Origin of the sequence: Sphingomonas sp. LR55, from assembly GCF_036856015.1 — a bacterium.
Taxonomy (GTDB): domain Bacteria; phylum Pseudomonadota; class Alphaproteobacteria; order Sphingomonadales; family Sphingomonadaceae; genus Sphingomonas.
This window is the reverse complement of sequence record NZ_JASPFO010000001.1, coordinates 3,667,763-3,692,123: the sequence shown is the minus strand read 5'-3', so window position 1 is coordinate 3,692,123 and position 24,361 is coordinate 3,667,763. Positions and strand designations below refer to the sequence as shown.

General features: G+C 65.8%; 21 protein-coding genes and 5 pseudogenes. 10 read left to right on the top strand and 16 right to left on the bottom strand.

Translation table 11 applies throughout. The features are described from left to right. Positions 1 to 55: 55 nt before the first annotated feature. Positions 56 to 635: pseudogene (locus QP181_RS17850) on the bottom strand (ClpP family protease). A gap of 99 nt (positions 636 to 734) precedes the next feature. Here QP181_RS17850 and QP181_RS17845 point away from each other — a divergent pair. Next, positions 735 to 983 carry a type II toxin-antitoxin system Phd/YefM family antitoxin gene (locus tag QP181_RS17845; protein WP_128454289.1) on the top strand — a complete coding sequence of 83 codons (249 nt, stop codon included), beginning with the start codon at positions 735 to 737 and terminating at the stop codon, positions 981 to 983. Continuing rightward, positions 970 to 1,263: a type II toxin-antitoxin system RelE family toxin gene (locus tag QP181_RS17840; RefSeq protein ID WP_333929349.1), complete on the top strand. Its 294-nt coding sequence runs from the start codon at positions 970 to 972 to the stop codon at positions 1,261 to 1,263. The genes QP181_RS17845 and QP181_RS17840 overlap by 14 nt, the downstream gene beginning before the upstream one ends. A 114-nt stretch (positions 1,264 to 1,377) precedes the next feature. Here the strand turns inward: QP181_RS17840 and QP181_RS17835 are convergent, their stop codons facing one another. From QP181_RS17835 to sdhC, 4 genes are read right to left on the bottom strand one after another with little or no spacing between them, the layout of a single operon-like run. After that, positions 1,378 to 1,653: a hypothetical protein gene (locus QP181_RS17835; protein WP_333929348.1), complete on the bottom strand. Its 276-nt coding sequence runs from the start codon at positions 1,651 to 1,653 to the stop codon at positions 1,378 to 1,380. Beyond that, positions 1,653 to 3,455 (bottom strand): succinate dehydrogenase flavoprotein subunit, encoded by a 1,803-nt coding sequence (sdhA, locus tag QP181_RS17830; protein WP_056047438.1) that lies wholly within the window; start codon positions 3,453 to 3,455, stop codon positions 1,653 to 1,655. The genes QP181_RS17835 and sdhA overlap by 1 nt, the downstream gene beginning before the upstream one ends. Then, entirely contained in the window at positions 3,418 to 3,840 is a 423-nt protein-coding gene (sdhD, locus tag QP181_RS17825; RefSeq protein ID WP_333929347.1) for a succinate dehydrogenase, hydrophobic membrane anchor protein, read from the bottom strand. The genes sdhA and sdhD overlap by 38 nt, the downstream gene beginning before the upstream one ends. Next, positions 3,840 to 4,250: a succinate dehydrogenase, cytochrome b556 subunit gene (gene sdhC / locus QP181_RS17820; protein WP_333929346.1), complete on the bottom strand. Its 411-nt coding sequence runs from the start codon at positions 4,248 to 4,250 to the stop codon at positions 3,840 to 3,842. The genes sdhD and sdhC overlap by 1 nt, the downstream gene beginning before the upstream one ends. Positions 4,251 to 4,548: 298 nt before the next feature. On the opposite strand from sdhC, the gene QP181_RS17815 reads away from it, so the two are divergent. Next, positions 4,549 to 5,892 carry a methyl-accepting chemotaxis protein gene (locus QP181_RS17815; protein ID WP_333929678.1) on the top strand — a complete coding sequence of 448 codons (1,344 nt, stop codon included), beginning with the start codon at positions 4,549 to 4,551 and terminating at the stop codon, positions 5,890 to 5,892. Positions 5,893 to 5,933: 41 nt separating this feature from the next. Continuing rightward, a pseudogene (locus QP181_RS17810) lies at positions 5,934 to 7,318 on the top strand (methyl-accepting chemotaxis protein). Between the two features lie 21 nt (positions 7,319 to 7,339). Here QP181_RS17810 and QP181_RS17805 read toward each other — a convergent pair. Continuing rightward, complete coding sequence (locus tag QP181_RS17805; protein WP_333929345.1) at positions 7,340 to 8,434, bottom strand: GNAT family N-acetyltransferase; 1,095 nt, start codon at positions 8,432 to 8,434, stop codon at positions 7,340 to 7,342. Between the two features lie 92 nt (positions 8,435 to 8,526). On the opposite strand from QP181_RS17805, the gene QP181_RS17800 reads away from it, so the two are divergent. Both QP181_RS17800 and QP181_RS17795 read left to right on the top strand, forming a co-directional pair. After that, positions 8,527 to 8,985 carry a DUF2721 domain-containing protein gene (locus tag QP181_RS17800; protein WP_132737485.1) on the top strand — a complete coding sequence of 153 codons (459 nt, stop codon included), beginning with the start codon at positions 8,527 to 8,529 and terminating at the stop codon, positions 8,983 to 8,985. Next, entirely contained in the window at positions 8,982 to 9,371 is a 390-nt protein-coding gene (locus QP181_RS17795) for a DUF4345 domain-containing protein (RefSeq protein WP_333929344.1), read from the top strand. The genes QP181_RS17800 and QP181_RS17795 overlap by 4 nt, the downstream gene beginning before the upstream one ends. 171 nt (positions 9,372 to 9,542) lie before the next feature. Here QP181_RS17795 and QP181_RS17790 read toward each other — a convergent pair whose 3' ends face one another. Further along, on the bottom strand, positions 9,543 to 11,123 hold the full coding sequence (locus QP181_RS17790) for an amidase (RefSeq protein WP_333929343.1): 1,581 nt from the start codon (positions 11,121 to 11,123) through the stop codon (positions 9,543 to 9,545). 120 nt (positions 11,124 to 11,243) lie between these two features. Here QP181_RS17790 and QP181_RS17785 point away from each other — a divergent pair, with 120 nt between their 5' ends. After that, positions 11,244 to 12,407 carry an MBL fold metallo-hydrolase gene (locus QP181_RS17785; protein ID WP_333929677.1) on the top strand — a complete coding sequence of 388 codons (1,164 nt, stop codon included), beginning with the start codon at positions 11,244 to 11,246 and terminating at the stop codon, positions 12,405 to 12,407. Positions 12,408 to 12,580: 173 nt separating this feature from the next. Here QP181_RS17785 and QP181_RS17780 read toward each other — a convergent pair whose 3' ends face one another. After that, positions 12,581 to 12,967: a VOC family protein gene (locus QP181_RS17780; protein ID WP_333929342.1), complete on the bottom strand. Its 387-nt coding sequence runs from the start codon at positions 12,965 to 12,967 to the stop codon at positions 12,581 to 12,583. A gap of 176 nt (positions 12,968 to 13,143) precedes the next feature. Next, positions 13,144 to 13,973 (bottom strand): annotated as a pseudogene (locus QP181_RS17775) (ferredoxin--NADP reductase). Between the two features lie 279 nt (positions 13,974 to 14,252). Between QP181_RS17775 and uvrB the strand changes: the two are divergent. Next, entirely contained in the window at positions 14,253 to 16,451 is a 2,199-nt protein-coding gene (gene uvrB / locus QP181_RS17770; protein ID WP_333929341.1) for an excinuclease ABC subunit UvrB, read from the top strand. Positions 16,452 to 16,502: 51 nt separating this feature from the next. On the opposite strand, the gene QP181_RS17765 is transcribed toward uvrB, so the two are convergent. After that, positions 16,503 to 16,880 carry a PRC-barrel domain-containing protein gene (locus QP181_RS17765; RefSeq protein WP_056065550.1) on the bottom strand — a complete coding sequence of 126 codons (378 nt, stop codon included), beginning with the start codon at positions 16,878 to 16,880 and terminating at the stop codon, positions 16,503 to 16,505. 129 nt (positions 16,881 to 17,009) lie between these two features. Beyond that, positions 17,010 to 17,306 (bottom strand): hypothetical protein, encoded by a 297-nt coding sequence (locus tag QP181_RS17760; RefSeq protein ID WP_333929340.1) that lies wholly within the window; start codon positions 17,304 to 17,306, stop codon positions 17,010 to 17,012. 68 nt (positions 17,307 to 17,374) lie between these two features. Between QP181_RS17760 and QP181_RS17755 the strand changes: the two genes are divergently transcribed. After that, complete coding sequence (locus QP181_RS17755) at positions 17,375 to 17,572, top strand: hypothetical protein (protein WP_333929339.1); 198 nt, start codon at positions 17,375 to 17,377, stop codon at positions 17,570 to 17,572. Positions 17,573 to 18,256: 684 nt separating this feature from the next. On the opposite strand, the gene QP181_RS17750 is transcribed toward QP181_RS17755, so the two are convergent. The 4 genes and pseudogenes from QP181_RS17750 to QP181_RS17735 all read right to left on the bottom strand — a co-directional run bounded on the left by QP181_RS17750 (position 18,257) and on the right by QP181_RS17735 (position 22,010). Further along, positions 18,257 to 18,742: a DUF2501 domain-containing protein gene (locus QP181_RS17750; protein ID WP_333929338.1), complete on the bottom strand. Its 486-nt coding sequence runs from the start codon at positions 18,740 to 18,742 to the stop codon at positions 18,257 to 18,259. A gap of 69 nt (positions 18,743 to 18,811) precedes the next feature. Then, entirely contained in the window at positions 18,812 to 19,438 is a 627-nt protein-coding gene (locus QP181_RS17745) for a hypothetical protein (RefSeq protein ID WP_333929337.1), read from the bottom strand. Positions 19,439 to 19,482: 44 nt separating this feature from the next. Further along, positions 19,483 to 20,998, bottom strand: a pseudogene (locus QP181_RS17740) (fumarate hydratase). 217 nt (positions 20,999 to 21,215) lie between these two features. After that, the gene (locus QP181_RS17735) at positions 21,216 to 22,010 is read right to left on the bottom strand and encodes a hypothetical protein (RefSeq protein WP_333929336.1); all 795 of its coding nucleotides are present in this window, start codon (positions 22,008 to 22,010) and stop codon (positions 21,216 to 21,218) included. Positions 22,011 to 22,314: 304 nt separating this feature from the next. On the opposite strand from QP181_RS17735, the pseudogene QP181_RS17730 reads away from it, so the two are divergent. Further along, positions 22,315 to 22,925: pseudogene (locus tag QP181_RS17730) on the top strand (Sir2 family NAD-dependent protein deacetylase). Positions 22,926 to 23,176: 251 nt separating this feature from the next. On the opposite strand, the gene era reads toward QP181_RS17730, so the two are convergent. Then, the gene (gene era, locus QP181_RS17725; RefSeq protein ID WP_333929335.1) at positions 23,177 to 24,100 is read right to left on the bottom strand and encodes a GTPase Era; all 924 of its coding nucleotides are present in this window, start codon (positions 24,098 to 24,100) and stop codon (positions 23,177 to 23,179) included. Between the last annotated feature and the right edge of the window lie 261 nt (positions 24,101 to 24,361).

Sequence of the window (24,361 nt, the reverse complement as noted above, 5' to 3'; positions counted from 1 at the left end):
CTTCGCGGGTGCAACATGCGTCACACCCGCTGTCGCGTTGCCTGCGCGTGCCGGGTCAGATGATATCGAGGACGAGCCCTAGGTCGCGCGCTTCCTCGGCTTCGATGTACCAGTTGGAGGGGGCCTTCTTCTTCAGCTCCTCGAGCGACACCTTCGAGCCCTCGACGATCGCGCGGAAGCCTTCCTCCTGGATGTTGATCGAGTCCTCGATCTCGTGGAGCTTCGCCTTGAGCGTGTAGGACAGCGTGTTGAGCGGGCCGTTGAGTTCGATCGTGCTCTGCATCTGGCGCTCGTGGATCATGATACGGCTGTTGCGGGTCAGAAAACGGCTATCGACCGGGAAGGCGGACATGAAGGTCGCGCCGGCGGAATAGACCGCGACCTTGCCGAGGAAGAGCGTCTCGCGGCCGGTATATTCGCGGAGCAGGCGGATGTTGTCGCCCATCGCGCGCGACTTCCGGGTCGCCGCCGAGCGTGGTGATCGAGACGACCAGCGGACCTTCGGTGGGGGCGGCGACGAGCTGCGACTTGAAATTGTCGTACATCGCGTCGTCGACGGGGCCGTGGAGGTGGATGTGGGGGGCGGCCAGCAGCGGGTAGTTGCGGGCGTTGGAGGCGGGGGATGTATCGGTCATGCCGCGGCAAACTTTTGCGGGGGCGGTGGGTTCCGGATGGGTTGCCGCATATCAGCACGGTGATTTGGTAAGACCTGTTCGACGTGCTATGAAGCGGTCATGATCGAGACCATCCATGCCGGCGCGACGGTGAGCATCAGCGACCTGAAGAAGAATCCGTCTGGGGTCATCGAGGCTGCGGGCGGATTCCCAGTGGCGGTGCTTAATCGGAATACGCCCGCCGCGTATCTCGTGCCGGCAGCGGCGTGGGAGGAATTGATGGACCGTTTGGAAGACGTCGAACTGGCGGAACTGGTGCGCGCGCGTGCCGACGAGGTGCCGGTCGCGGTGTCGCTTGGCGACCTATAGTCTAGCGTTCCTGCCGAGTGCGCTGCGGGAGTGGGAGAAACTTGGCGCCAATGTTCGCGAACAGTTCAAGGCGAAGCTGACCGAGCGGTTGGGCGAGCCGCACATCGCGAGCGCGCGACTGAGCGGGATGACCGGGTGCTACAAGATCAAGCTGCGGGCCGCGGGGTATCGACTTGTGTACCGGGTCGACGACGGCTTGGTGACGGTGATCGTCGTGGCGGTCGGGCGGCGGGATCGTAATCTGGTGTACAAGATCGCGGCAGGGCGGCTTGAGCGGTAGCATATTTGTCGCAGCCGACCGTTCTCCTGCGAACGCAGGAGTCTAGGGTACGGAGCGCGGTGTTCGTGATCCTGGGCTCCTGCGTTCGCAGGAGAACGGGACTTAGAACAACGCTTAGTTTGCCTGCTTAGCGGCGCGCTTGTGCTGAAGAATCCAGCCTACGAGGCCGCCGGGGACGCCGCCTACTAGCGAGAAGAGCGCGTAGAACGTGATCGCTATCTTTTGGGGTTCTTCGCCCACGCCGCGGCTCTCGATACCGAAGACGTAGATCGCGGTCAGTAGCGCAACGACCACCGGCCACAGGAAGCCGGCGATCATCGGTTGGAAGCGCGTCAGGAGCCCCACCGCGACGGGCACCAGGAACCCGATCGCGATGATGGCCCAGGTCATCAGTATACCCGCTTCTTGGGCTTGATGTAGTCGATGTCGTCGGTGAGCGTGTAATCGTGGACCGGGCGGAAATCGATCTTGGTCTCGCCGCCCTTGCCGCCCCAGCCGTTGAAGGTGGTGATGGTGTGCTTCATCCAGTTCGCGTCATCACGCTCGGGGAAATCCTCGTGCATGTGCGCGCCGCGCGACTCGGTGCGGTTGGCCGCCGAGTTCATCGTCACGACCGCCTGGCCGATCAGATTGTCGAGCTCCATCGTCTCGACCAGATCGGTGTTCCAGATCATGCTACGATCCTTCACCGCGACGTCGGTCATCCGGCTGTAGATCCCGGCCATCTTCTCGACGCCCTGGTTGAGCAGCTCGGTGTCGCGGAACACGGCGCAATGCTTCTGCATGGTCTGCTGCATGTCGAGACGGATCTGCGCGGTCGGCGAACCGCCCGACGCATTGCGGAAATGGTCGAGACGCGTGAGCGCCAAGTCTTCCGAACCCTTGGGCAGCGGCGCGTGCGCCGTACCGGGCTTCAGCGTGTCCTTGATCCGCAGGCCGGTCGCGCGGCCGAACACCACGAGATCGATCAGGCTGTTCGAGCCGAGGCGGTTGGCGCCGTGGACCGAGACGCACGCCGCTTCGCCGACCGCGAACAGGCCGGGGACGACCGCGTCGGGGTTGCCGTCGACCAGGTTGACGACCTCGCCGTGGAAGTTGGTCGGGATGCCGCCCATGTTGTAGTGCACGGTCGGCGTGACCGGCAGCGGCTGACGCGTGAGATCGACGCCGGCGAAGACTTTCCCCGTCTCGGTGATGCCCGGCAGGCGCTCGGCGAGCACCTTGGGATCGATGTGATCGAGATGCAGGAAGATGTGGTCGCCGTTCTTGCCGACGCCGCGGCCTTCGCGCATTTCGAGCGCCATCGAGCGGCTGACGACGTCGCGCGAGGCGAGGTCCTTTGCCGACGGAGCATAGCGCTCCATGAAGCGCTCGCCCTCGGAGTTGGTCAGGTAACCGCCCTCACCGCGTGCGCCCTCGGTGATGAGCACGCCCGCGCCGTAGATGCCGGTCGGGTGGAACTGGACGAACTCCATGTCCTGCAGCGGCAGGCCGGCGCGGAGCACCATCGCGTTGCCGTCGCCGGTGCAGGTGTGCGCCGAGGTCGCCGAGAAATAGACGCGGCCATAGCCACCGGTGGCGAGCACGGTCTGGTGGCTGCGGAAGCGATGGATCGAGCCGTCTTCCATGCACAGCGCGATGACGCCGCGGCAGACGCCATTTTCCATGATCAGGTCGAGCGCGAAATACTCGACGAAGAAGTCCGTGTTGTACTTCAGGCTCTGCTGATACAGCGCGTGGAGCATCGCGTGGCCGGTGCGATCGGCGGCGGCGGCGGTGCGCTGGACCGGAGGCCCCTCGCCCATGTTCTGCATGTGGCCGCCGAACGGACGCTGATAGATCGTGCCGTTCTCGTTACGGCTGAACGGCATGCCGGCATGTTCGAGCTCGTAGACCGCCTGCGGAGCTTCGCGGCAGAGATACTCGATCGCGTCCTGGTCGCCGAGCCAGTCGGAACCCTTGACGGTGTCGAACATGTGCCAGGTCCAGTGATCCGGCGAGTTGTTGCCAAGGCTGGCGGCGATGCCGCCCTGTGCGGCGACGGTGTGCGAACGGGTCGGGAAGACCTTGGTGATGCACGCGGTCTTCAGGCCGCTCTCGGCGATGCCCATCGTCGCGCGCAGGCCGGAACCGCCGGCACCGACGACGACCGCATCATAGGTATGATCGATGATCTTGTAGGCAGCTGACATTACGCGGGAGCTCGGAGAAGGCGACCTTCAGGATCGCGAACAGGGCGATGCCGCCCAGCGTGAAGGTGAACAGGTTGAGGAGGATCATCGTCACGACACGGCTTTCGTCGTGCATGTAATCCTCGATCACGACCTGAAGACCGAGACGGAAGTGATAGAAGACCGACAGGATCAGCAGCGCCATCGGCACCGCGACCCACGCCGACTGCAGCCACAGATGGACCGCGGCGTAATCATAGCCGGGCATCCGTGCGACCGAGATCATCAGCCACAGCATGAGGAACAGGTTCGCGCCTGCCGTCAGGCGCTGCTGCCACCAGTGATGCGCGCCGTGTTTCGCGCTGCCGAGGCCGCGGACGCGACCGATTGCCGTACCCGAACCCATTACTTGATCCCCATGAAGAGCCAGAACACGACCGTCAGCGCGACAGACGCGACCATCGTCGCGATCGCGCCCATCTTGTTGCGCTTCAGTTCGTAGCCCGCGCCGGTATCGAGCACGAAGTGGCGGATGCCGGTCATCATGTGCTGGAACAGCGACAGCGTCAGCCCGACCGCGACGATATAGCCGAGGATGTTGAGCCGGCCGGTGTCGGTGGTGAACACGTCGACGAAGGTCGCATAGGCCTGATCGCCCGCGGCGATCGCGGCGAGCCACCAGACGAGCAGCAGGCTGCCGACGGTCGCCATCCCGCTGCCGGTCACGCGGTGCAGGATCGAGACCAGCATGTGCGGGCCCCATTTATAGACCTGCAGATGGGGAGAAAGCGGGCGTGCCGGGTTGCGCGATGCCAAGGGCGGAGTCCTCGAACCAGAAGATGACGAACCAAGAACAGCTTGGTCCAGAGTATAGAGATTGGGCGACCTATTAGCCACCGCGTGCTGCGATGCAACCCATTGGGGCCGGTCCGATAACCCATGACACCGCTGACCCTCCACGCGACATGGGAGCGCCGATCCACTTCATTGCGGTTTCGAAATAATCCGCAACACGGGCGACACGGCCCCCATCCCTAACCCGCTCTTAAGATATGCCGTGTAGCGCTGGACCGGTATTCCCGATCCGGAGCCCAGCATCTTGACCACCACCGACCTGCCGGTACCCGGCGCGATCGCCGCCTCCGTCGACCTGGCAGCCCGGCTGCGGGCGTTCGACTTCGACGGATCGCTGGCTGGCGCGAGTCGCGAAGTCTGGGCCGCGCTCGCTCCCGAAATCACGCACGTCTCGAAGGCGTATTGGGAGCAATGGCTGCGCTGTTTCTCCGACGAGCGGATCTGGGCGGCGCACGAAACCGAGCGGATGATCGAGGTCGGCTGCACCTTCCTGCGCAATCGCTTCCTCGAGACGAGCGGTCGCGCCTGGGTCGAGTCGGTCGAACGCTCGGTCGCCGCTGCCTATGTCGCCGATGTGTCGCCGATGGCGCTGCTGTCGATGATCAGCGCGAGCGACCGTGCCGCGCTCGAAGTCTTGATGCGCCGGGTCGACCGGTCGGACGCCAAGCTGCCGGTCTATATCGACACGCTGATGCGGCTGTCGGCGCTCGAAGGCGAGATCACCGTCGCGATCTACAACGCATACCGGACGCACTCCGCGCAGAACGCACGCGATACGCTGGCGGCCGAGTTCCGCGACGGCATCGCGGCAATGGTCGAGACCGCGACCGACGAAGGCCATATGCTCCGCGAACAGGCGATGCGCAGTTCGGCGTCGACCCGCGCGGTGCTGGGCAAGGCAAGCGAAGTCGCCGCCGCCGCCGAGCAATCCGCGGTCGCGATGCGCGAAGCCGCGCAAACCGCCGCTGGACTGATCCGGGCGATCGAGGATGCGCGGACCGAGGTCGAGGCTGCGGCCGAGATCGCCAACCGGGCTTCGGTGCAAGCCGGCCAGGCGGTCGGCATGTCCGAAACTCTCAGCGATCACGCGAAGTCGATCGAGTCGATCCTCGGGCTGATCCGCGACATCGCCGGGCAGACCAACCTGCTCGCACTGAACGCGACGATCGAGGCCGCACGCGCCGGCGATGCGGGCCGCGGATTCGCGGTCGTGGCGCAGGAAGTGAAGAGTCTCGCCAACCAGACCGCACGCGCAACCGACGACATCGCCGCAAAGATCGCCGCGATCCAGTCGGCGACGCGCTCGACGGTCCAGACCAACGCGTCGATCAAGTCGACCGTGGCCGAGGTGCAGGAAAGCGCCGACCGGATCCGCTATGCGATGGAGGCACAGGCGCAGACGGTGACCGCGATCACCGCCGCGGTCGACGAGACCGCGCTGGCGGCGGATTCGATGTCGACCACGATCGCCGCGATCCGTGAGGATACCGAGACGGTCGCGACCGAGATCGACGGCGTCGGCCGCGGCTTCGACGTGCTCGACTCGCGGCTTGGCAATCTCAAGAACAGCGCCGGGGATTTCGTCGCGAAGGTCGCTGCATAAAGGACCCTCAGGAGGGGGCGATGATCGAACACCAGGAGAGGATGGCCCTTGCGGCCGGCGAGACCAAGACCCGGAACCCGGTACGCAACTGGGGCGGCGATCAACGGCCGCTGCGCGAGCGCGTGCATGATTATGACTGGGACGGGCTGATCGAACCCGCCTGCGCGACGCTCAGCGCGTTGCTCGAACCCGATGATCGCCGCCGGATCGCCGAGACGTTCTGGCGGCACTATCTCTCGCTTGAGTCGGCGCGGCACCTCCAGCGGCATTTCACCCCCGAACTGCTCGATCAGCGGATCGCCCTGAGCACCGAGTATGTCGGCCTGAAATACGGGGCCCCCAACGACGATGCGTGGAAGGCGATGGCGATCAGCCATGCAGAGAATTCGCATCGCTCGGGCGTCCCCCTGCCCGCGCTGCTGTCATCGCTGGCGTTTGCGCACAGCGTGACGCTCAACCTGCTCGCCGATCGGCTCGGCGGCGACCTGTCGGCGATGCGGACGCTGAGCGACGTGGTCCAGCGGCTCGCGCTGATCGAGGCGGATATCATGGCGTCGCATCTCGGCGCGAGCGATGCGGAGGCGGCACGGGTCGAACGCCAGACGCGCGCGACCGACTTTCGCAGCAGCATTGCCGCGTCGATCGAGGATACCGCGGCGCTGGGCGCACGGATTCGCGTGCAGGCGGCGGGGGCGTCGGCCTCGACCCGCGGCATGCTCGGCCGCGCAAGCGAGGTCGCGGCGGCGGCGGAACAGTCCGCGGTGGCAATGCGCGAGGCGGCATACACCACCGCCGGGCTGATCCGCGCGATCGAGGATGCGCGCGGTGAGGTCGAGGCGGCAGGCAAGATCGCCGACCGCGCCTCCGCCCAGACCGGCGAGGCAGTCGGCGTATCGGAGGCGCTGAGCGAACATGCCAAGTCGATCGAATCGATCCTCGGGCTGATCCGCACCATCGCCGGGCAGACCAATCTGCTGGCGCTGAACGCGACGATCGAGGCGGCGCGCGCGGCGACGCCGGGCGCGGCTTCGCGGTGGTCGCGCAGGAGGTGAAATCGCTCGCCAACCAGACCGCGCGGGCGACCGACGACATCGCCGCGAAGATCGCCGCGATCCAGTCGGCGACCGCGGCGACGGTCGCGACCAACGCCGAGATCAAGTCGACCGTCGCCGAGGTCCAGCGCAGTGCCGCACGGATCCGTCACGCGATGGAATCTCAGGCGCAGACCGTCAGTGCGATCACCGCCGCAGTCGACGAAACCGCGCTGGCGGCGGATTCGATGTCGCACACCATCGCCACGATCCGCGAGGATACCGAGGCGGTGGCCTCCGAGATCGACCAGCTCGGCCACGCGTTCGGCGAGGTCGACGATCAGCTGGGGGTGCTGCGGGGTGCGGCGGACGGGTTCTCGGCGAGCGTGGCGTGAGCGGCTCGGAGACACTGTTCGTCACCCGCGGCTCTGGCCGCTCCTGCGCCATAACCAGCCGAGCAGGCGTCCCGCCAGCGCCGGCAGTCCAGGGCGGAACAGCAGCCAGTCACGGATCGGTGCGTCGACCGTCGCGCCGATGACCTGCTTGTAGCCACTATCGCCTGCGCCCCAATCGACCCGGCGGATCCCTCGCGCCTGGGCCGCGACCAGGTTGCGCCAGTAGAGCAGTTTGCCCGGCGAGTGCTTGGCGAAACGCGGGTCGTAGCTGTTGGCGACCGCGTACAGCAGTTCGCCGGTATCGATATCGAACGAGAAGGCGGCAGGCGCACCGTCGACCGTTAGCAGCGCGGCGCGGAACATGCCCGCAAGCACCGGGTCGGCGACCGCAGCCTGCCAAAAGGCGAGGTGACCGTCGGCGGTGAACTTCATGCCGGTGCGATCGGTAGCGTGCGCGATCCAGCTCGTCTGCTCGACCGCGCCGAGATCGGCGAACGCGGCGGGCCAGTCCGCGCCCGAGAGGAAGCGCCAGTCGGGTGCGCCATGCTCGGCGAGGTGTTTTTCGTGGAAGCGGTTCTTGCGCAGCGTCGAGGTGCGCGGCCAGGGCTCGCCTTCGCGCGCACGTGGCAGGTCGAGCGACCAGCTATCGCCGATCGCGCGATCGACCGTCGTCCAGCCTTGCGCGCGGGCGGTGGCGATCAACGCGGCGGCGGCGGGGTCGGTGTCGTAGACCGGGCCGATCCTGATGCCGTTGACGTTGCGCGCCAGGGTCGACAGCGCGGCCTTTAGCGCAGGTTCACCGGCTTCGAGCGCAAGGCCGAAGCTGCGGAACGGCCAGTAGCAACCCGGGATCGCCGCGATCCGGAGCAGGCCCGGCCCCAACGGCACGAACGGCAGCGTCAGCACCGGCGCATCGTCCTGCTCGACGACCAGGGTCTTGGCCTGCCCGCCATAGGCCGCAAGCGCGGCGGCGTACCAACCGAAGCGCAGGAAGCGGTGGCTCTCCGCGCCTCGCTCCGCGACGCTGTCGATCGCCGCGGCAAGCCCCTCGACCACGTCGGCGCGGATCGTGGGGGGCAGCCGGACGAAGTCGGCCAGGAGCATCGGCTTGGACATTGCCCGCTAGATACCGCGCAGAAGGTTACGATTGCATGCTCTTTTGCAATCGCCCCTTTTGCATTCGGCCATTCCCCATCATGGTGACGGTCATGCCGACGATCCCCGCCATTTCGACGATCGCCCAGACGATCCAGCTCTCGCTCGCGCCGGTGTTCATGCTCGCCGGCATCGGTCAGTTGCTCAACGTTCTGGCCGGACGCCTGTCGCGGGTGATCGACCGGGCGCGCAAACTGGAACTGCTGCACGGCAGCATCGCCGGACCCGACCATCATCGCTACGTCTGGGAACTGCGCCTGCTCGACCGCCGGATGACGATCATCAACGCCGCGCTGTTCCTTGCGGTGTCGAGCGCGATCATGACCTGCGTGCTGATCGCGCTGCTGTTCATCGCCGAACTGGCGAAGCTGCATTTCGGCACGGCGGTGGCCTTGTGCTTCATCCTGGCGATGATCCTGCTGATCGCAGCACTCGTCTCGTTCATCGTCGAGGTGCGGATCTCGCTGCGCGCGTTCCGGATTCGGCCCGAACTGCTGAAAGACCTGTCGTGATCGAGAAGCGCATCCTGCAGGCGGTCGTGGCAGTCGCGTGCCTGTTGCCACTGATCGTCGGCGGCCAGGGCGTGCTGCACGGTCCCGCGCCGTTCGGGCATCTCGCCGAGGTGCCACGCGATCTGGACAGCCATTTCCGGTATGTCTCGGGGATCTTCTTCGCGACCGGATTGGGGTTTCTAAGCTGCATCCCCGATATCGAGCGCAAGGGGCCGCGATTCCGGCTGCTCGGCGGCCTGATCTTCGTCGGCGGCGTATCGCGCGGGATCTCGCTGCTGGCGGTAGGGGTGCCCTCGCAAGGACATGTGCTCGGGCTGGGTATGGAGACGGTGGTCGTGCCGTTGCTGATGCTCTGGCAGTGGAATTTCGCGAAGCGGGTGGGCTGACCCCTTTTCCCCCGTCCCCTCCGACACGCACAGTCCCCCACCCGTCATCCTGACGAAAGTCAGGATCCAGAGCCATTGGCGCCACGCTCTTTGCTCTGGGTCCTGACTTTCGTCAGGATGACGGCAGGTGTGGGAGGTCGTCCTGTTTTACCCAGCAGGACAACCACCCGGTCAGCGGGCGGCGTCGAGGCCGCGACCGACGTCTGCCGATGGAAGATACCGCGGTGCGACCCGCGCCTTCGCCCTCTGCTCGTACGCATACCCCGCGCCCAGCACCGCCGCGTCGCCATACTTCGTCGCGATGAACGACAAGCCGACCGGCAGACCACGGACCAACCCCATCGGGACGGTCAGGTTCGGATAGCCCGCAACGGCTGGCAGCCCGCTCGAACTGGGCCCGCCATATTGATCGCCGTACACCGGGTCGCTGAGCCAGGCCGCGCCATAGGTCGGCTCGACCAATACCGTCGCCCCTGCCGCCTTGAGCATCGCATCGATCCCCTCCGCACCCGCCAGCCGCAACGATTTCGCGCGCGCCGCCTTGTACGCGGGGTCGCCCAACCCCTTGGTCTTCGCCGCAGCCTCGAACGTCTCCTGCGCGAAGAACGGCATTTCCGTGGCCGCGTTGGCGGTGTTGAACGCGATGACCTGATCGAGCGTGCGCGTCCGAACCGCCGCGGGGGTGGTCGCGAGATAGGTGTCGAGATCGGCCTTCAACTCGGTCTGGAGCACCAGCAGTTCAGCCTCGCCGAGCCCGTCCAGCTTGGGCTGCTTCACCTCGACCAGCACCGCCCCCGCGGCCTTGAGCACATCAAGCGCCGCCTGGTATTTCGCCGCAAGGTCCGCGGTCATCTCCGGCCGGATCACACCGACGCGCAGGCCCGACAGCGCGCTGGTCGACAGCGCCACGGTATAATCGCGCCTATACGCCCCTGCCCCCGCGGTCGCCGCATCCGCACGATCAACCCCAATCATCGCCGAAAACATCGTCGCCACGTCGCGGACGCTGCGCGCCATCGGGCCGGGCGTATCCTGGCTGTGGCTGATCGGCACGACGTGCGTGCGGCTGACGAGGCCGAGCGATGGTTTCAACCCGACCAGCCCGTTGAGTGACGACGGACACACCACCGAGCCGTCAGTCTCGGTACCGATCGCCGCAGCCGCGAAGCTCGCCGCGATCGCCGCACCGGAGCCGCTCGACGATCCGCACGCGGTCCGGTCGAGCGCGTAGGGATTGCGCACCAGCCCGCCGACCGCGCTCCAGCCGCTCATCGAGCGCGTCGAGCGGATGTTCGCCCATTCGCTGAGGTTGGTCTTGCCGAGGATCACCGCCCCCGCCGCGCGAAGCTGCGCGACCACGGGCGCGTCGCGGCGGGTCAGGTTATCCTTCAGCGCGAGGCTGCCGGCCGTCGTCGGCATGGCGTCGGCGGTCTCGACATTGTCCTTGATCAGCACCGGCACGCCGTGGAGCGGCCCCCGGATGCGCCCGGCCTTGCGTTCGGCATCGAGCGCCTTGGCCTGCGCCAGCGCGTCTGGGTTGAGCGCGATAACGGCGCGGAGAGTCGGGCCCTTGCGGTCCATCGCGGCAATCCGCGCGAGATAGGCGCGGACGAGGTCGACGCTGCTCGCCTTGCTGGACGTCATAGCCGCCTGGAGCTGATCGATCGACTGTTCCTCGACCGCGACGGTCTTCGCCTCGGCCACGACCGGAAGCGCGGTCGCGAGCAATAGCCCAATGATAAACTTACGCATTTTGCGAGATCCCCTTTGGCGCGAGGCTATCGGGGTTGTGGGCCTGCGCCAAGCGGTCTGAACGATGCTCGACACGATGCGTTACGGACCAGCAACGGATAGGGGAATGGCGTGCGTCTCGTGTTGAAGATCGTCGGAGGCGTCGTGCTGCTGGCGGTCGTGGTCGTCGCGCTGGCGGTGACGATCGTCCCACGCTTCCTCGACCGCATCTACTACCGCGGACCAGCGACCGGCCATTTCGATGGTGCGCACTTCGCCAACCCCGACAACGACGCCGACACGCAGCAGATCCAGCCCGCCGGCGGTGGTCGCGCGAGCTTCTTCTGGCGCTATTTCACCGGCAGCGATGGGCGGCCTGCCTGGCCGAAATCGGTCGCAGTGAACCGCATCGCGCCGCCCGCCCGCGTCGAGGGCGAGCGGATGGTCGTGACGTGGGTCGGCCATGCGAGCGTGCTGATCCAGACGCAGGGGCTCAACATCCTCACCGATCCGGTCTGGGCGGAGAAGGCCGGGCCGCTGGGCACGGGGCCGAATCGTGTCGCCGAGCCGGGCATCGCGTTCGATGCGTTGCCGAAGATCGACGTCGTGCTGGTCAGCCATAATCATTATGACCATCTCGACAAGGCGACGCTGAAGCGGCTCTGGCAGCGCGATCGGCCGCGGATCGTCACGAGTTTGGGCAATGACAGCGTGATCGGCCAGACCGGCGCGCAGGCGACCGCGCTCGATTGGGGCCAGCGGGTGGCGATCAAGCCGGGCGTCGCGGTCACCGTGACGCGCAATCATCACTGGGGCAGCCGCTGGTTCACCGATCGCAACCGCGCGCTGTGGTCGAGCTTCGTCGTGACGCTGCCGGGCGGGAACGTGTTCTTTGCGGGCGATACCGGGATGGGCGACGGGAAGTGGCCGGTCGAAGCGGCGGCGCTCGGCCCGATCCGGCTGGCGCTGATCCCGATCGGTGCGTTCCGGTTCGTCGATGGGCAGATGGAATCAGGCAGCCATATCGGGCCGGTCGATGCGGTCGAGGTCTATCGCCGACTGGGCGCGGCGCACGCGATCCCGATCCACTGGGGGACGTTCCGGCTGTCGTTCGAGGGGTATGATACGCCGCCGAAACTGCTGGCGGCAGCGATGCGCTGTACCGGACAGACCGGGTTTGCGCCTGTCGCCATCGGCCGGCCGGTCGAGGTTGGGGCTTATGGGAAGCCGGCGGCGACCACGCCAATGGCGAGAGCGGCGTTGCTGCGGTGCCTCGATACGCCAGACGTTCGCGCTTTGCGGTAGTCGGGATCGCTCGCCCAATACCTCCCCGGCGGAGGCCGGGGTCCAGTTGGGGGACGTTGCTAACGGGGCACGGCCCGCTGTTACTGCCACCTTTCCAACTGGGCCCCGGCCTCCGCCGGGGAGGTGTTAATAGGCAAGGGATTAGGACAAGACTGGGACGTCGTGCCCGTCCCTCACCCCATCTTGAAAACGCAGAGCTTGTTACCGTCCGGATCACGGAAATACGCGCCGTAAAACCCCATCTGCTCGGGCCCGCGCGACCCCGGACCACCCTCGTCCGCGCCGCCCAGTTCGATCGCCTTGGCGTAGACCTGATCGACCTGCTCGCGCGAGTCCGCCGCCAGCGCGACCATCGTGCCGTTGCCCGCGGTCGCAGCGGCGCCGTCATAGGGCTTGCCGATCACCAGCATCGGCTTGTCCGCACCCGCGCCGTAGAAGGTCAGCTTCCGCTCGTCGGGCATCTGCATGAGCCGCTTGCCGCCGGCGGTCGCCAGCAGCGCGTCATAAAATGTCAGCGCCCTATCGAGGTCGTTGGTGCCGAGCGTCGCGTAACCGATCATGGGTCTCTCCTCTTATGATTGAGGAGGGATATCGGCGGATTACGCAGGCGACGCAATCAACCTTGCTGCTCCCCCGCGAAGGCGGGGGTCCAGGGAATCAGTAGCGGCGAACTCCGGGAGCATGCGGGCCTGGGCCCCCGCCTTCGCGGGGGAACAGCCAGCGTTGCGGCCTCGAATTACCCGACGAACGCGCGCTCGATCACGAACGTACCCGGCTTCGAATTCGCCCCTCCTCGAAGCCCTGCGCCTCGAGCATCACCGCGAATTCCTTGATCATCTCGGTCGACCCGCACAGCATCGCCCGGTCGGTTTCGGGGTTGAGCTTCTGCTCGCCGCGGACCGGGTGGCCGAACAGCGACGCATCCTCGATCAGCGCACCGATCCGCCGCGTGGTGCGGAACGGCTCGCGCGTCACGGTCGGGATGTAGTGGAACTGCGTCTGCGCCTCGTCGGCGATCAGCGGATCCTCCGCCAGCAGCCCGACCATCTCGTCATGATAGGCGAGATCGCTCACGCGCCGCACGCTGTGCACGACGATCACCTGCTCGTACGCCGCATACACGTCAGGATCGCGCATCAGGCTGAGGAACGGCGCGAGGCCGGTGCCGGTCGAGAACATGAACAACCGCTTCCCCGGCAACAGCGCGTCGAGCACCAGCGTACCCGTCGGCTTCTTGCCGAGATACACTTCGTCGCCAGGCTGGATCAACTGGAGCTTCGAGGTCAGGGGGCCGTCCTCGACCTTGATCGACAGGAACTCCAGCTCCTCCGAATAATGCGGACTGGCGATCGAATAGGCGCGCATGATCGGCTTGCCGCCCTCTTGGGGAAGACCGATCATCACGAACTCGCCCGAGCGGAAGCGGAAGGTCGATGGCCGCTCGATCGCGAAGCTGAACAGATGCTCGTTCCAGTGACGCACCCACAGCACCTTGGCGTTGAGGAACGCGGGGGTCTCGGGGATCAGCGCGGGCGCGCGGGTTGCTTCGACGGTCGGGGCGGTCATGCGTCTATTCCTTCGGCCGCGCGGACTCGCGCTGGCGGATCGATTGCTTGCGAAACGGTCGCATTATTGGCGTCGGGGGAATGGGTCAACAACAGCTAATCTTGGCTTGGCCCAAACCGGCCCTTCCTACTGCGGTTCTCCTGCGAACGCAGGAGCCCAGGGTTACGAACGGCGTCCCCTGTAACCCTGGACTCCTGCGTTCGCAGGAGAACGGAGATGGGTATCGCGGTGATTACTGACCGTTGCCGACTCAGGCCATGTTCCCCATATTCCCCCTCGATGGCCATTCAGATCCGCACCAGTCTCGCCGAGCCCGAAACCGGCGAAAGCTTCGTCCCCCACCGCCCGACCGCGCGCCCCGACAAGGTCGAGGGCGGCAAGCGGTTCAAGCTCGTCAGCGAATACGAACCCGCGGGCGACCAGCCCACCGCGATCGCCGAACTCGTCTCCGCGATCGGCGACGGCGAGAAGGACCAGGTGCTGCTCGGCGTCACCGGCTCGGGCAAGACCTTCACGATGGCCAGCGTCATCAACCGCGTCCAGCGCCCCGCGCTGATCCTCGCGCCGAACAAGATCCTGGCCGCGCAGCTCTACGGCGAGATGAAGTCGTTCTTCCCCGACAACGCGGTCGAATATTTCGTCAGCTATTACGATTATTACCAGCCCGAGGCGTATGTCGCGCGGTCGGACACGTACATCGAGAAGGAATCGTCGACCAACGAGTCGATCGACCGGATGCGGCATTCGGCGACGCGCGCGCTGCTCGAACGCGACGACGTCATCATCGTCGCGTCGGTCTCCTGCCTGTATGGCATCGGCTCGGTCGAGACCTATTCGGCGATGATCTTCGACCTGAAGAAGGGCACGACGGTCGACCAGCGCGAGATCGTGCGCAAGCTCGTCGCGCTCCAGTACAAGCGCAACGACGCGGCGTTCCAGCGTGGCAATTTCCGCGTGAAGGGCGACACGCTGGAGATCTTCCCGTCGCATTACGAGGACAGCGCATGGCGCATCTCGTTCTTCGGCGACGATATCGAGGAGATCATCGAGTTCGATCCGCTGACCGGCAAGAAGGTCGCATCGCTGAACTCGGTGCGAGTGTACGCGAACTCGCATTACGTGACGCCCGGCCCGACGCTCAAGCAGGCGGGCGAGGCGATCAAGCACGAACTCGCCGAGCGGCTGAAGGAGTTGGTGCTGGAGGGCAAGCTGCTGGAGGCGCAGCGGCTTGAGCAGCGGACGAATTTCGATCTTGAGATGATCGCCGCGACCGGGTCCTGCGCGGGGATCGAGAATTACTCGCGCTTCCTCACCGGCCGCATGCCGGGCGAGCCGCCGCCCACTTTGTTCGAATATCTCCCGGACAACGCGCTGCTGTTCGTCGACGAGAGCCACGTCACGATCGGCCAGATCAACGGCATGTCGCGCGGCGATCACCGTCGCAAACTGACGCTCGCCGAATACGGCTTCCGCCTGCCCTCGGCGATCGACAACCGGCCGCTGCGCTTCAACGAATGGGACGCGATGCGCCCGCCGACGACCTATGTCTCGGCGACGCCGGGCAGTTGGGAGATGCAACAGACCGGCGGCGTGTTCGCCGAACAGGTCATCCGCCCGACCGGGCTGATCGATCCGCCCGTCGAGATCAAGCCGGTCGAGGAACAGGTCCAAGACCTGATCGTCGAAGTCGGCAAAACGACCGCGCTCGGCTACCGCACCCTGGTCACCACGCTGACCAAGCGGATGGCGGAGGATTTGACCGAGTACATGCACGAAGCGGGCATAAAAGTCCGCTACATGCACAGCGACGTCGAGACGCTGGAACGCATCGAACTTATCAGAGATCTCCGTCTGGGCGTCTACGACGTCCTGATCGGCATCAACCTGCTGCGCGAGGGGCTCGACATTCCCGAATGCGGGCTGGTCGCGATCCTCGATGCGGACAAGGAGGGCTTCCTGCGCTCCGAGACCTCACTGATCCAGACGATCGGCCGCGCGGCGCGCAACGTCGACGGTCGCGTGATCCTGTACGCCGATCGCGTAACCGGATCGATGGAGCGCGCGATGAACGAGACGTCGCGCCGCCGCGAGAAGCAGGTCGCGTACAACACCGAACACGGCATCACCCCGACGACGATCCGCCGCAACATCGGCGACATCATCGCGCATGTCGCGAGCCAGGATCAGGTGACGATCCCGATCGACGATGACCGCCCGCACATGGTCGGGCATAACCTCCGCGCGTACATCGAGGACCTCGAGAAGCAGATGCGCAAGGCTGCGAGCGATCTCGAGTTCGAGACTGCCGGACGCCTTCGCGACGAGATCCGCCAGCTGGAGAACGAGGAACTGGGCCTGCCGGTCGACCAGCAGAAAGCGCCGGTCATGGGACGAAGCAACGAAGGCAAACCCGGCACGCGGAAGACGCGCTACGGCAAGAGCCAGAAGATGCGGATGGGAGGTTCGCGGTCACGGTGAACGCGGACGTAACCGGTGCGGGCAACTTACCCGCACCGGTCGAAATGGAGCTTAGCCGACGACGAGGTCTTCGCTGCTAGACCCGTAATAGCTCGCGACACGGTCGGCATACGCCTGGTCGAAGACCGGCGCGTTGTTCGCCCAGCTTGGTCCGCCTTCGAGGACGCGCTTGTCGATCGTGACGACGTACAGGTCGCGGACCGCGTCGAACTGGAGCAGCGCAAACGGCAGCGGGTAGAAGCTCTTGCCCATGCCAAGGAAGCCGCCGAGGCTGAGCACGGCGTGGGTGACACGGCCGGTGCCCTTGTGGACCATGAACGCGTGGACCGAGCCGACATTGTCGCCGTCGCGGCTCTCGACCTTCATCGTGCCGGAGATGTTCGACTGGACGAGCAGCTGGGTCGGCGTCTGGGCGGCGGTATCGGACATGGACGTTCTCCTGATTTCTTCCGTCGTTGAACCGGTATCACCGTGCGGCGGTTCCCGGCTAGCGAGCTTCGTCGTACTTGAGCGACCGCCGGGCGTGCCGCATAGCGATGCGATGCGCACTCCGTCCCCTCACCTCGTCGGCTTGCGATCGCTTGCCCGCCCTCTCGTCCTGGCGCGGCTTGCCGGTCTGGCGACGCTCGCGTCGATCGCGGGCTGCGTGCCGCCGCCGCGTGCGGAAGCGCCGCCCCCGCCGCGCACAGTGGCCCCGGCCCCTGCCCCGGCGCCGCGTCCGACACCGATTGCTGCCGACTGGCGCGACTGGCCGTATTCGCCGGGGACGTGGGTGTATCGCCGCGATGCGCGCGGTTCGATCGCGTTGTTCGGGCCTGCCAATGCCGACGCGTCGCTGACGGTGCGGTGCGACACTACGGCGCGCCAAGTATATCTGTCGCGCGGGCAGTACGCCGACGCCGCTGACGATCCGCACATCAAGCGTGACGCGCGCCGTGTCTGTCCAGCCGACCGGGGGCACGCCGCCCTATGTCGCCGCTGCGCTGACTCCGAACGATTCCTTGTTGGAGGCGATGGGGTTCAGTCGCGGGCGGTTCGTCGTCCAGCAGGGCGGCCTGCCGCCGCTAGTGGTACCCGCCTGGGCCGAGATCGAGCGCGTCACCGAGGATTGCCGCGGCTGACTTCGACGAACCGGCAGTCGGACAGGATTGACCGAAAACTTCCGTAAAACAAGGCTTGTATCGCAGGCGCGGTCGGCACACATTGGCGTTGCGGTCAGGCTTGGCCGCGTTGTTTCAACAAGCGAAAGGAGGTGATCCGATGTCTCATGGTTCAGCAGTGAGTTCGGTTCGGTTCGTTCGGGGGACGCACCGCTAACGCCGCCGACATGCGTGGGGAGTATCCTCTCCCAGTCAACGCGTGTGTCACAGGATAAGCGGTACGCATGGTCCTCCGGGCTGGAGCTCTCCGGCCGCTGACCATGTCAGGAGGCTGTTGGTTCGTCGTGAGACGATCCGGCAGCCTCTTTTCGTTTGTGGGAACTACGGGGCGTGTTGGCGTGCTGCGCTTGGGGGCAAACCCGTTGCCCGGGCCGCGCTGCCTAATGTGAGGCCAGTTCCAGACTCCACCGCGCTACGTACTTGATCGGTTAAGTTTTGCGGCATTGTGTGCCGAAACTATCCAGAGATTCCGGGACGTTTGGCACGCCGCCGTCTGTGACAGATCGAAGGGGCAGTGCACGTCCTTGTTCTCCCGCGAAGGCGAGAGCCCAGTCTGGATCCCCGCCTTCGCGGGGGAACATGCTGGTTCAGGTACACAGGTGGCGCTTTGCCCCCTAGAGGCACCGACTGCCCAAGACCGCCGCCCTACAGGAACGACTTCGCCCGATTGAGGACGATGCTGCACATCCGCGTCTTCACCTGCCCGCCGAGATCGTCGAGCGAAAACGCCTGGCCGTTCGGCGCCTGCACTTCGCCTTCCTGTCCCGCGGCATAGCCCGGCGAAGTCTGCACACCCTGTCGCCCGGTCAGACGCTGAAGGATCGACTGCGCGCCGGTGGCCGGGGTCTTTGCGATGCCCGCTCGTGACGCTGCATTCCGCCCGCCGGTTAAGGCGCCAAGTGCACTGCCTTGCCCGAGCAGATTGTTCTTCAGGCAATAACCGAGCAGGCCGGCAGCATTGCCCGCGCCGATCGATCCGACGTTCGGCAACGCGCCCCCTAGCAGACCGCCGAGTCCCCCGAGGCTGCCCAGGCCACCCTGAGTCGACGTCGATTGTGGCGCGGTGGTCTGGGCCGAGGCCGTGGTCGCGAGGGTGAAGGCTGCCACGAGGGCGATTGCGGTCTTGGGCATGATACGGAGCTCCGATAAGGTCGTATTACCAACAGGACTAGCCGGGGTGCGTTCCGACCTCGGCTTCGTTCAATCGCCCACGAAGAACGCGTCGACCGATCCGCGCTTGGCGCCTAACGCTGCCGCGACCCGTCGCCGGGCATCGTAATATACCAGTGCCGTCGCGGCCGGATCGGTGTTGCGAAGGCGCGCGGCCTCCGCGTCCGTCAGGCTGCTCTCGCGCGCAACATGATCCGCATACCCCTCCTGCTGCCAGGTCGGGAGCATCGCGCTACGTACTTCGCCAAGATGGTTGGCGATCATGATGTGCGTCGTCTCGTGCGCGATCACCCCGGACAGCGTCCGGATACCGCCGATCGCACGACCGTTCGTCACGCGATCCGCGGCGATGTCGCTGCGGTTGAAGACGATCGCCGAACTGAAGGGCCGGCGGAATGCAAAGGCACCCGGCGACTGGATCGCCAGAAGGCGCCAGCGCCAGCCACCGTCCGTCAGGAACAGCGACCGATCGAGCGAGCCGGTGTAGATCGGACTGGCGCGCAGCAACCCTTCCGCGCGAGCCAGTTCGCTGCTGATCCACGGATCGATCGGACGCTCGGCATAGACGGTGACGGTGCCGATCCGCTGCTCATACGGAAACGCTAGCAACTGCGGCGCGTAGACGACCGCTACGGCAATCAGAAGGAGGAAGGCCACGACCCACCGGACGGGCCCCCGCCCCCTTCTGTCTGCGCGCATCGTCATGCCGGCGTCAGCAAGCCTTCGCGAGCGATCTTCTCACGCCAGACCAAAGGTGCGAGCTGGTGGACGTTCTCGCCTGCGGAATCGACCGCGACCGTCACCGGGAAGTCGCTGACCTCGAACTCGTAGATCGCTTCCATCCCGAGATCCGCGAAGCCGACGACCTTCGATCCCTTGATCGCGCGCGACCAGATACGCCGCGCCGCCGACGGCCATCAGATACGCAGACTTGGCCTCGGCGATCGCCTTGGTGGCATCGCCGCCGCGCTCTGCCTTGCCGACCATCGCCAGCAGGCCCTGATCGAGCATCATCCGCGTGAACTTGTCCATGCGCGTCGCCGTGGTGGGGCCCGCAGGTCCGACGACTTCCTCGCCGACCGGATCGACCGGCCCGACATAATAGATCACGCGACCCTTGAAATCGACCGGCAGCGGCTCGCCCGCTTCGAGCATGTCCTTGATCCGCTTGTGCGCCGCATCGCGCCCGGTCAGCATCTTGCCGTTGAGCAGCAGGCGGTCGCCGTGCTTCCAGGTCTGCACGACGTCGGGCGTCAGCGTGTCGAGATCGACACGGATCGCGGCCTTGTCGGGCGTCCAGTTGACGTCGGGCCATTCCTCCAGCTTGGGCGCCTCCAGATACACCGGGCCCGAGCCGTCGAGCACGAAATGCGCGTGGCGGGTGGCGGCGCAGTTCGGGATCATCGCCACCGGCTTCGACGCGGCGTGCGTCGGCCAGTCGAAGATCTTCACGTCGAGAATAGTCGAAAGCCCGCCCAGCCCCTGCGCGCCGATGCCAAGCGCGTTGACCTTGTCGTAAATCTCGATCCGCAGCGCCTCGATGTCGTTCTTGGGGCCCCGCGCCTTCAGTTGCGCCATGTCAATCGAGCCCATCAGCGACCGCTTGGCGAGGATCATCGACTTTTCCGCGGTGCCGCCGATGCCGATCCCGAGCATGCCGGGCGGGCACCAGCCGGCGCCCATCTGCGGGATCATCTCGAGCACCCAGTCAACGATCGAGTCGGATGGGTTCATCATCTTGAACTTCGACTTGTTCTCGCTGCCGCCGCCCTTCGCCGCGACGTCGATCGAGACGGTGTTGCCGGGCACCATCTCGACATGCATCACGCTCGGCGTGTTGTCCTTCGTGTTGCGGCGGGTGAAGGCTGGGTCGGCGAGGATCGACGCGCGCAGCTTGTTCTCGGGGTTGAGATAGGCTTTCCGCACGCCTTCGTCGATCACTTCCTGGAGCGAGCGGGTCGACTCGAGACGGCAATCCTGGCCCCATTTGACGAAGATCGTGACGATCCCGGTATCCTGGCAGATCGGGCGGTGGCCCTCGGCACACATCCGGCTGTTGGTGAGGATCTGCGCGATCGCATCCTTGGCTGCGGGCGATTTCTCGGCCTCGTACGCGACGCCGAGCGCGCGGATGTAATCCATCGGGTGGTAGTAGCTGATGAACTGGAGCGCGTCGGCGACGCTTTCGATCAGGTCGGCTTCGGTGATGACGGTCATGCAGCGCCTTTACGGATACAGGTTTGCAGGCGTCTTAGCGGCGATCGTGCGATTTATGAAGACGGGGTCGTACCGGTGATCGGACCCTAAACGGCCAAAGGTTACGACAAGGTCACACCAACGTGCACTCGCGCATCCGATGTTACCAAACGGAAAAGGCCGGGATGGCCTCAGCGCCACCCCGACATTTCCTAGTTATCTCAATATGTTAGTGCAATTACATCGGTGGCGTCAGGCCGTTCTTGCCGACGGCGACCGACTTGGCGCCCTTGGAGTCGGTCGAGACGATCGCGAACAGCTTCTGGCCCTTGGCAAGGACGGTGCGCTCGGCCGGCTCGAACCGGACGATCGGCGTACCGACGGGAACGACGACCTGGGCCTTGCCGCCCTTGTACGAGATGCTCAGCTTGGTCTCGCCGGGCTTGCCCGCGCCACCGGTTACGGTGCCGTTGGTCATGCCGCTCTGCTGCGCGACCGTGCCGTTCGTCATCGCGCTCTGGCCGTCGACCGTACCGTTGGTCATCGCGCTTTGCCCGTCGACGGTGCCGTTGGTCATTGCGCTCGACCCGCTCGTGCCGCCGCCAGCCGCCGCGACCGCGCCGGGGACGTCCCAAGGATAATGACCCTCGCCGGTGCCGCGCATCGCCTCGGGGAAGATCACCAGTTCGACCGCGCGCAGGGCGTCGTCGGGACCGGTCGTCGCGGTACCGATGAAGTCGCCGTCCTTGAGCGTCGACAGGTCGGACTTCACCACCCAGGCGAACTTGGTGTTGGCGTCGAGCGGAACGGTGGCCGACTTGCCGTCATAGGTCTGGACGGTCAGCGCGTCGGCGCCGATTGCGGTGATCACGCCGCGGACGCGGTTGACAGCCGGGGTCGCGCTCGCCGTTGCGCTGGTGTTGCCCATGGCGATGTTCGCAGTCGTGGTGTTCGAGTCGGTCGAAGTCGTCTGACCACAGCCGGCGAGGACCGCGACCACACCGCTCAGCAGCATCAGCTTTTTCGTCAACATCGCAGTAAATCCTTCACAATATCAAAGCGTAGCGCCGAGACGGCACCGGCGATCGGTTCGCAGACGGCCATGATGATATGGTCGATGTACCTCAACGCCGGAAGGGGCAATCGGTCGCATGCTACGGGCAGCGTCGACGAGTGAGTGTTGGGCCATTTCGGCGGCGGCAGGGCGACTTCGGCTTTCCGCGCGGCGCTGCTCCGCCTAGAATGTGCCGATGCAGGATATCAGAAACATCGTCGTCCTGACGGGCGCGGGCATCTCGGCGGAGAGCGGGATCGCGACGTTCCGCGGGCCGGGCGGCTTGTGGGAGGGGCACCGGGTCGAAGACGTGTGCACGCCCGAGGCGCTCGCGGCGGATCCGGAACTGGTGCACCGGTTCTACGATCTGCGGCGCGCAGCTCTATCGACGGTCCAGCCCAACGCGGCACACCATGCGTTGGCGCGGCTGGATGCGGCTTGGCAGGGGGAGCTGCTGATCGTCACGCAGAATGTCGACGACCTGCACGAGCGCGCTGGGGCGACGCGGATGCTGCATATGCACGGGGAGTTGTTGTCGGCCTTGTGTGCCGTCTGCGGCGCGCGTGAACCTTGGACTGACAGCTTGCCAGAGGGGCGACGTGCGCGACGTGCGGCTCAGCCGCGTTGCGGCCGGACATCGTGTTCTTCGGCGAGATGCCGTACCAGATGGAGCGGATCGAGGCCGCGCTGGCGAAGGCCGATCTGTTCGTGTCGGTCGGCACGTCAGGCGCGGTGTATCCGGCGGCGGGGTTCGTGCAGACCGCGGCGTATCATGGGGCGCGGACGCTGGAGCTGAACCTCGATCCTTCGATGGGGAGCGTGTTCTTCGAGCAGACGCGGATCGGGGCGGCGGGGGTGCTGGTGCCGGCTTGGGTTGAGGAGGTTCTGTCCTAAGCTTGTTCCCTAAGCGGACGCTACGCCACATCGCCCCCGGCGAAGGCCGGGGTCCAATTGGAGAGGTCGCAGTAACTACGCACTGCCTGCCGTTATGGGCGTCCCCCAATTGGGCCCCGGCCTTCGCCGGGGTGGTGGTGGGTTGGCGACTTCTGCGCGCCTCGTGAGCGACGGAAGATTTGTTCTCCCACGAAGGCGGAAGTCCAGTCTGGGCCCCCACCTTCGCGGGGGAACAGTCTTCTTGGGTGAGGTCAGTCGACCCAGTCGAGGCCCATGTCGCGATAGACTTCGCGGTCTTCGTCCCAGCCCGGCTTTACCTTCACGTGCAGGTACAGGTGGACGGGCTTGCCGGTGATCGAGGCGAGTTCGATGCGCGAGCGGGCGCCGATTTCCTTGATCCGGACGCCGCCCTTGCCGAGGACGATCGCGCGCTGCGTCGGGCGTTCGACGAGGATCTGCTGGTGGATTTCCAACGAGCCGTCCTGGCGTTCGATATATTGCTCGGTCTCGATCGTACTCGCATAGGGCAGCTCGGCGTGGAGCTGGAGATAGAGCTGTTCGCGCGTGACTTCGGACGCCAGTGCGCGCTCGGTCGAGTCGGACACCTGGTCCTCGGGATAATGCCACGGGCCTTCGGGCATCGCCTTGGCGAGCTCGGTCTTGAAGTGCGCAAGGCCGTCGCCGGTGCCCGCGCTGATGAAGAACGTCTCCGCGAAGGGGAGGAGCGCGTTGAGTTTCTCGGCGTGGATCAGCAGCTTGGTCTTGTCGGCGAGATCGACCTTGTTGAGGACCAGCCAGATCGGCTCGGTGCGGCCGACCAGCGACTCGACGATCGTCGTGACCTTGCCGCCGATCCCGCCCTTCGCATCGACCACGAGCGCGATGATGTCCGACCCTTCCGCGCCACCCCAGGCGGCGGCGACCATCGCGCGGTCGAAGCGGCGCTTGGGCTCGAAGATGCCGGGGGTGTCGACGAGCAGGATCTGCGTGTCTCCCTCGATCGCGACGCCCATCAGCTTGGCTCGCGTCGTCTGCGCCTTGGGGCTGACGATCGCGACCTTCTGGCCGACGAGCGCGTTGACGAGCGTCGACTTGCCCGCGTTCGGTGCGCCGACGATGGCGACTAGGCCGCAATGCTTGGCGGTGGAGATTTCAGGCGTGGTAGGTTCGGTCACTTAGGCTCTTTTCGGCATCGGGATATTCGGGGGCGGTCATACAGACAAAACGCCCTCGCGTCATTCCCGCCGAATTGCGGCCTCACTCGCCGGCGCGTCGGGCGCAGTCCGAGAAGGAGAAATGGTTCACGCGGAGCGCGGAGGCGCGGAGATGGTGTGGATGGGGCTCGCGCCGTCTGCGATCATGCGCCGCCGATTATCTCGGAGGCGTTCGGGGCAAGTCCGGAGTTCCAAACGCACCGCCTCCGCGGCTCCGCGTCT

Excerpts from the sequence above, each read along its gene's own strand:
- QP181_RS17845 (WP_128454289.1), top strand. The coding sequence starts at position 735 with ATGATCGAGACCATCCATGCCGGCGCGACGGTGAGCATCAGCGACCTG.
- QP181_RS17835 (WP_333929348.1), bottom strand. The coding sequence starts at position 1,653 with ATGACCTGGGCCATCATCGCGATCGGGTTCCTGGTGCCCGTCGCGGTG.
- sdhA (WP_056047438.1), bottom strand. The coding sequence starts at position 3,455 with ATGTCAGCTGCCTACAAGATCATCGATCATACCTATGATGCGGTCGTC.
- sdhD (WP_333929347.1), bottom strand. The coding sequence starts at position 3,840 with ATGGGTTCGGGTACGGCAATCGGTCGCGTCCGCGGCCTCGGCAGCGCG.
- QP181_RS17805 (WP_333929345.1), bottom strand. The coding sequence starts at position 8,434 with ATGTCCAAGCCGATGCTCCTGGCCGACTTCGTCCGGCTGCCCCCCACG.
- QP181_RS17800 (WP_132737485.1), top strand. The coding sequence starts at position 8,527 with ATGCCGACGATCCCCGCCATTTCGACGATCGCCCAGACGATCCAGCTC.
- QP181_RS17790 (WP_333929343.1), bottom strand. The coding sequence starts at position 11,123 with ATGCGTAAGTTTATCATTGGGCTATTGCTCGCGACCGCGCTTCCGGTC.
- QP181_RS17780 (WP_333929342.1), bottom strand. The coding sequence starts at position 12,967 with ATGATCGGTTACGCGACGCTCGGCACCAACGACCTCGATAGGGCGCTG.
- uvrB (WP_333929341.1), top strand. The coding sequence starts at position 14,253 with ATGGCCATTCAGATCCGCACCAGTCTCGCCGAGCCCGAAACCGGCGAA.
- QP181_RS17765 (WP_056065550.1), bottom strand. The coding sequence starts at position 16,880 with ATGTCCGATACCGCCGCCCAGACGCCGACCCAGCTGCTCGTCCAGTCG.
- QP181_RS17750 (WP_333929338.1), bottom strand. The coding sequence starts at position 18,742 with ATGCCCAAGACCGCAATCGCCCTCGTGGCAGCCTTCACCCTCGCGACC.
- QP181_RS17735 (WP_333929336.1), bottom strand. The coding sequence starts at position 22,010 with ATGTTGACGAAAAAGCTGATGCTGCTGAGCGGTGTGGTCGCGGTCCTC.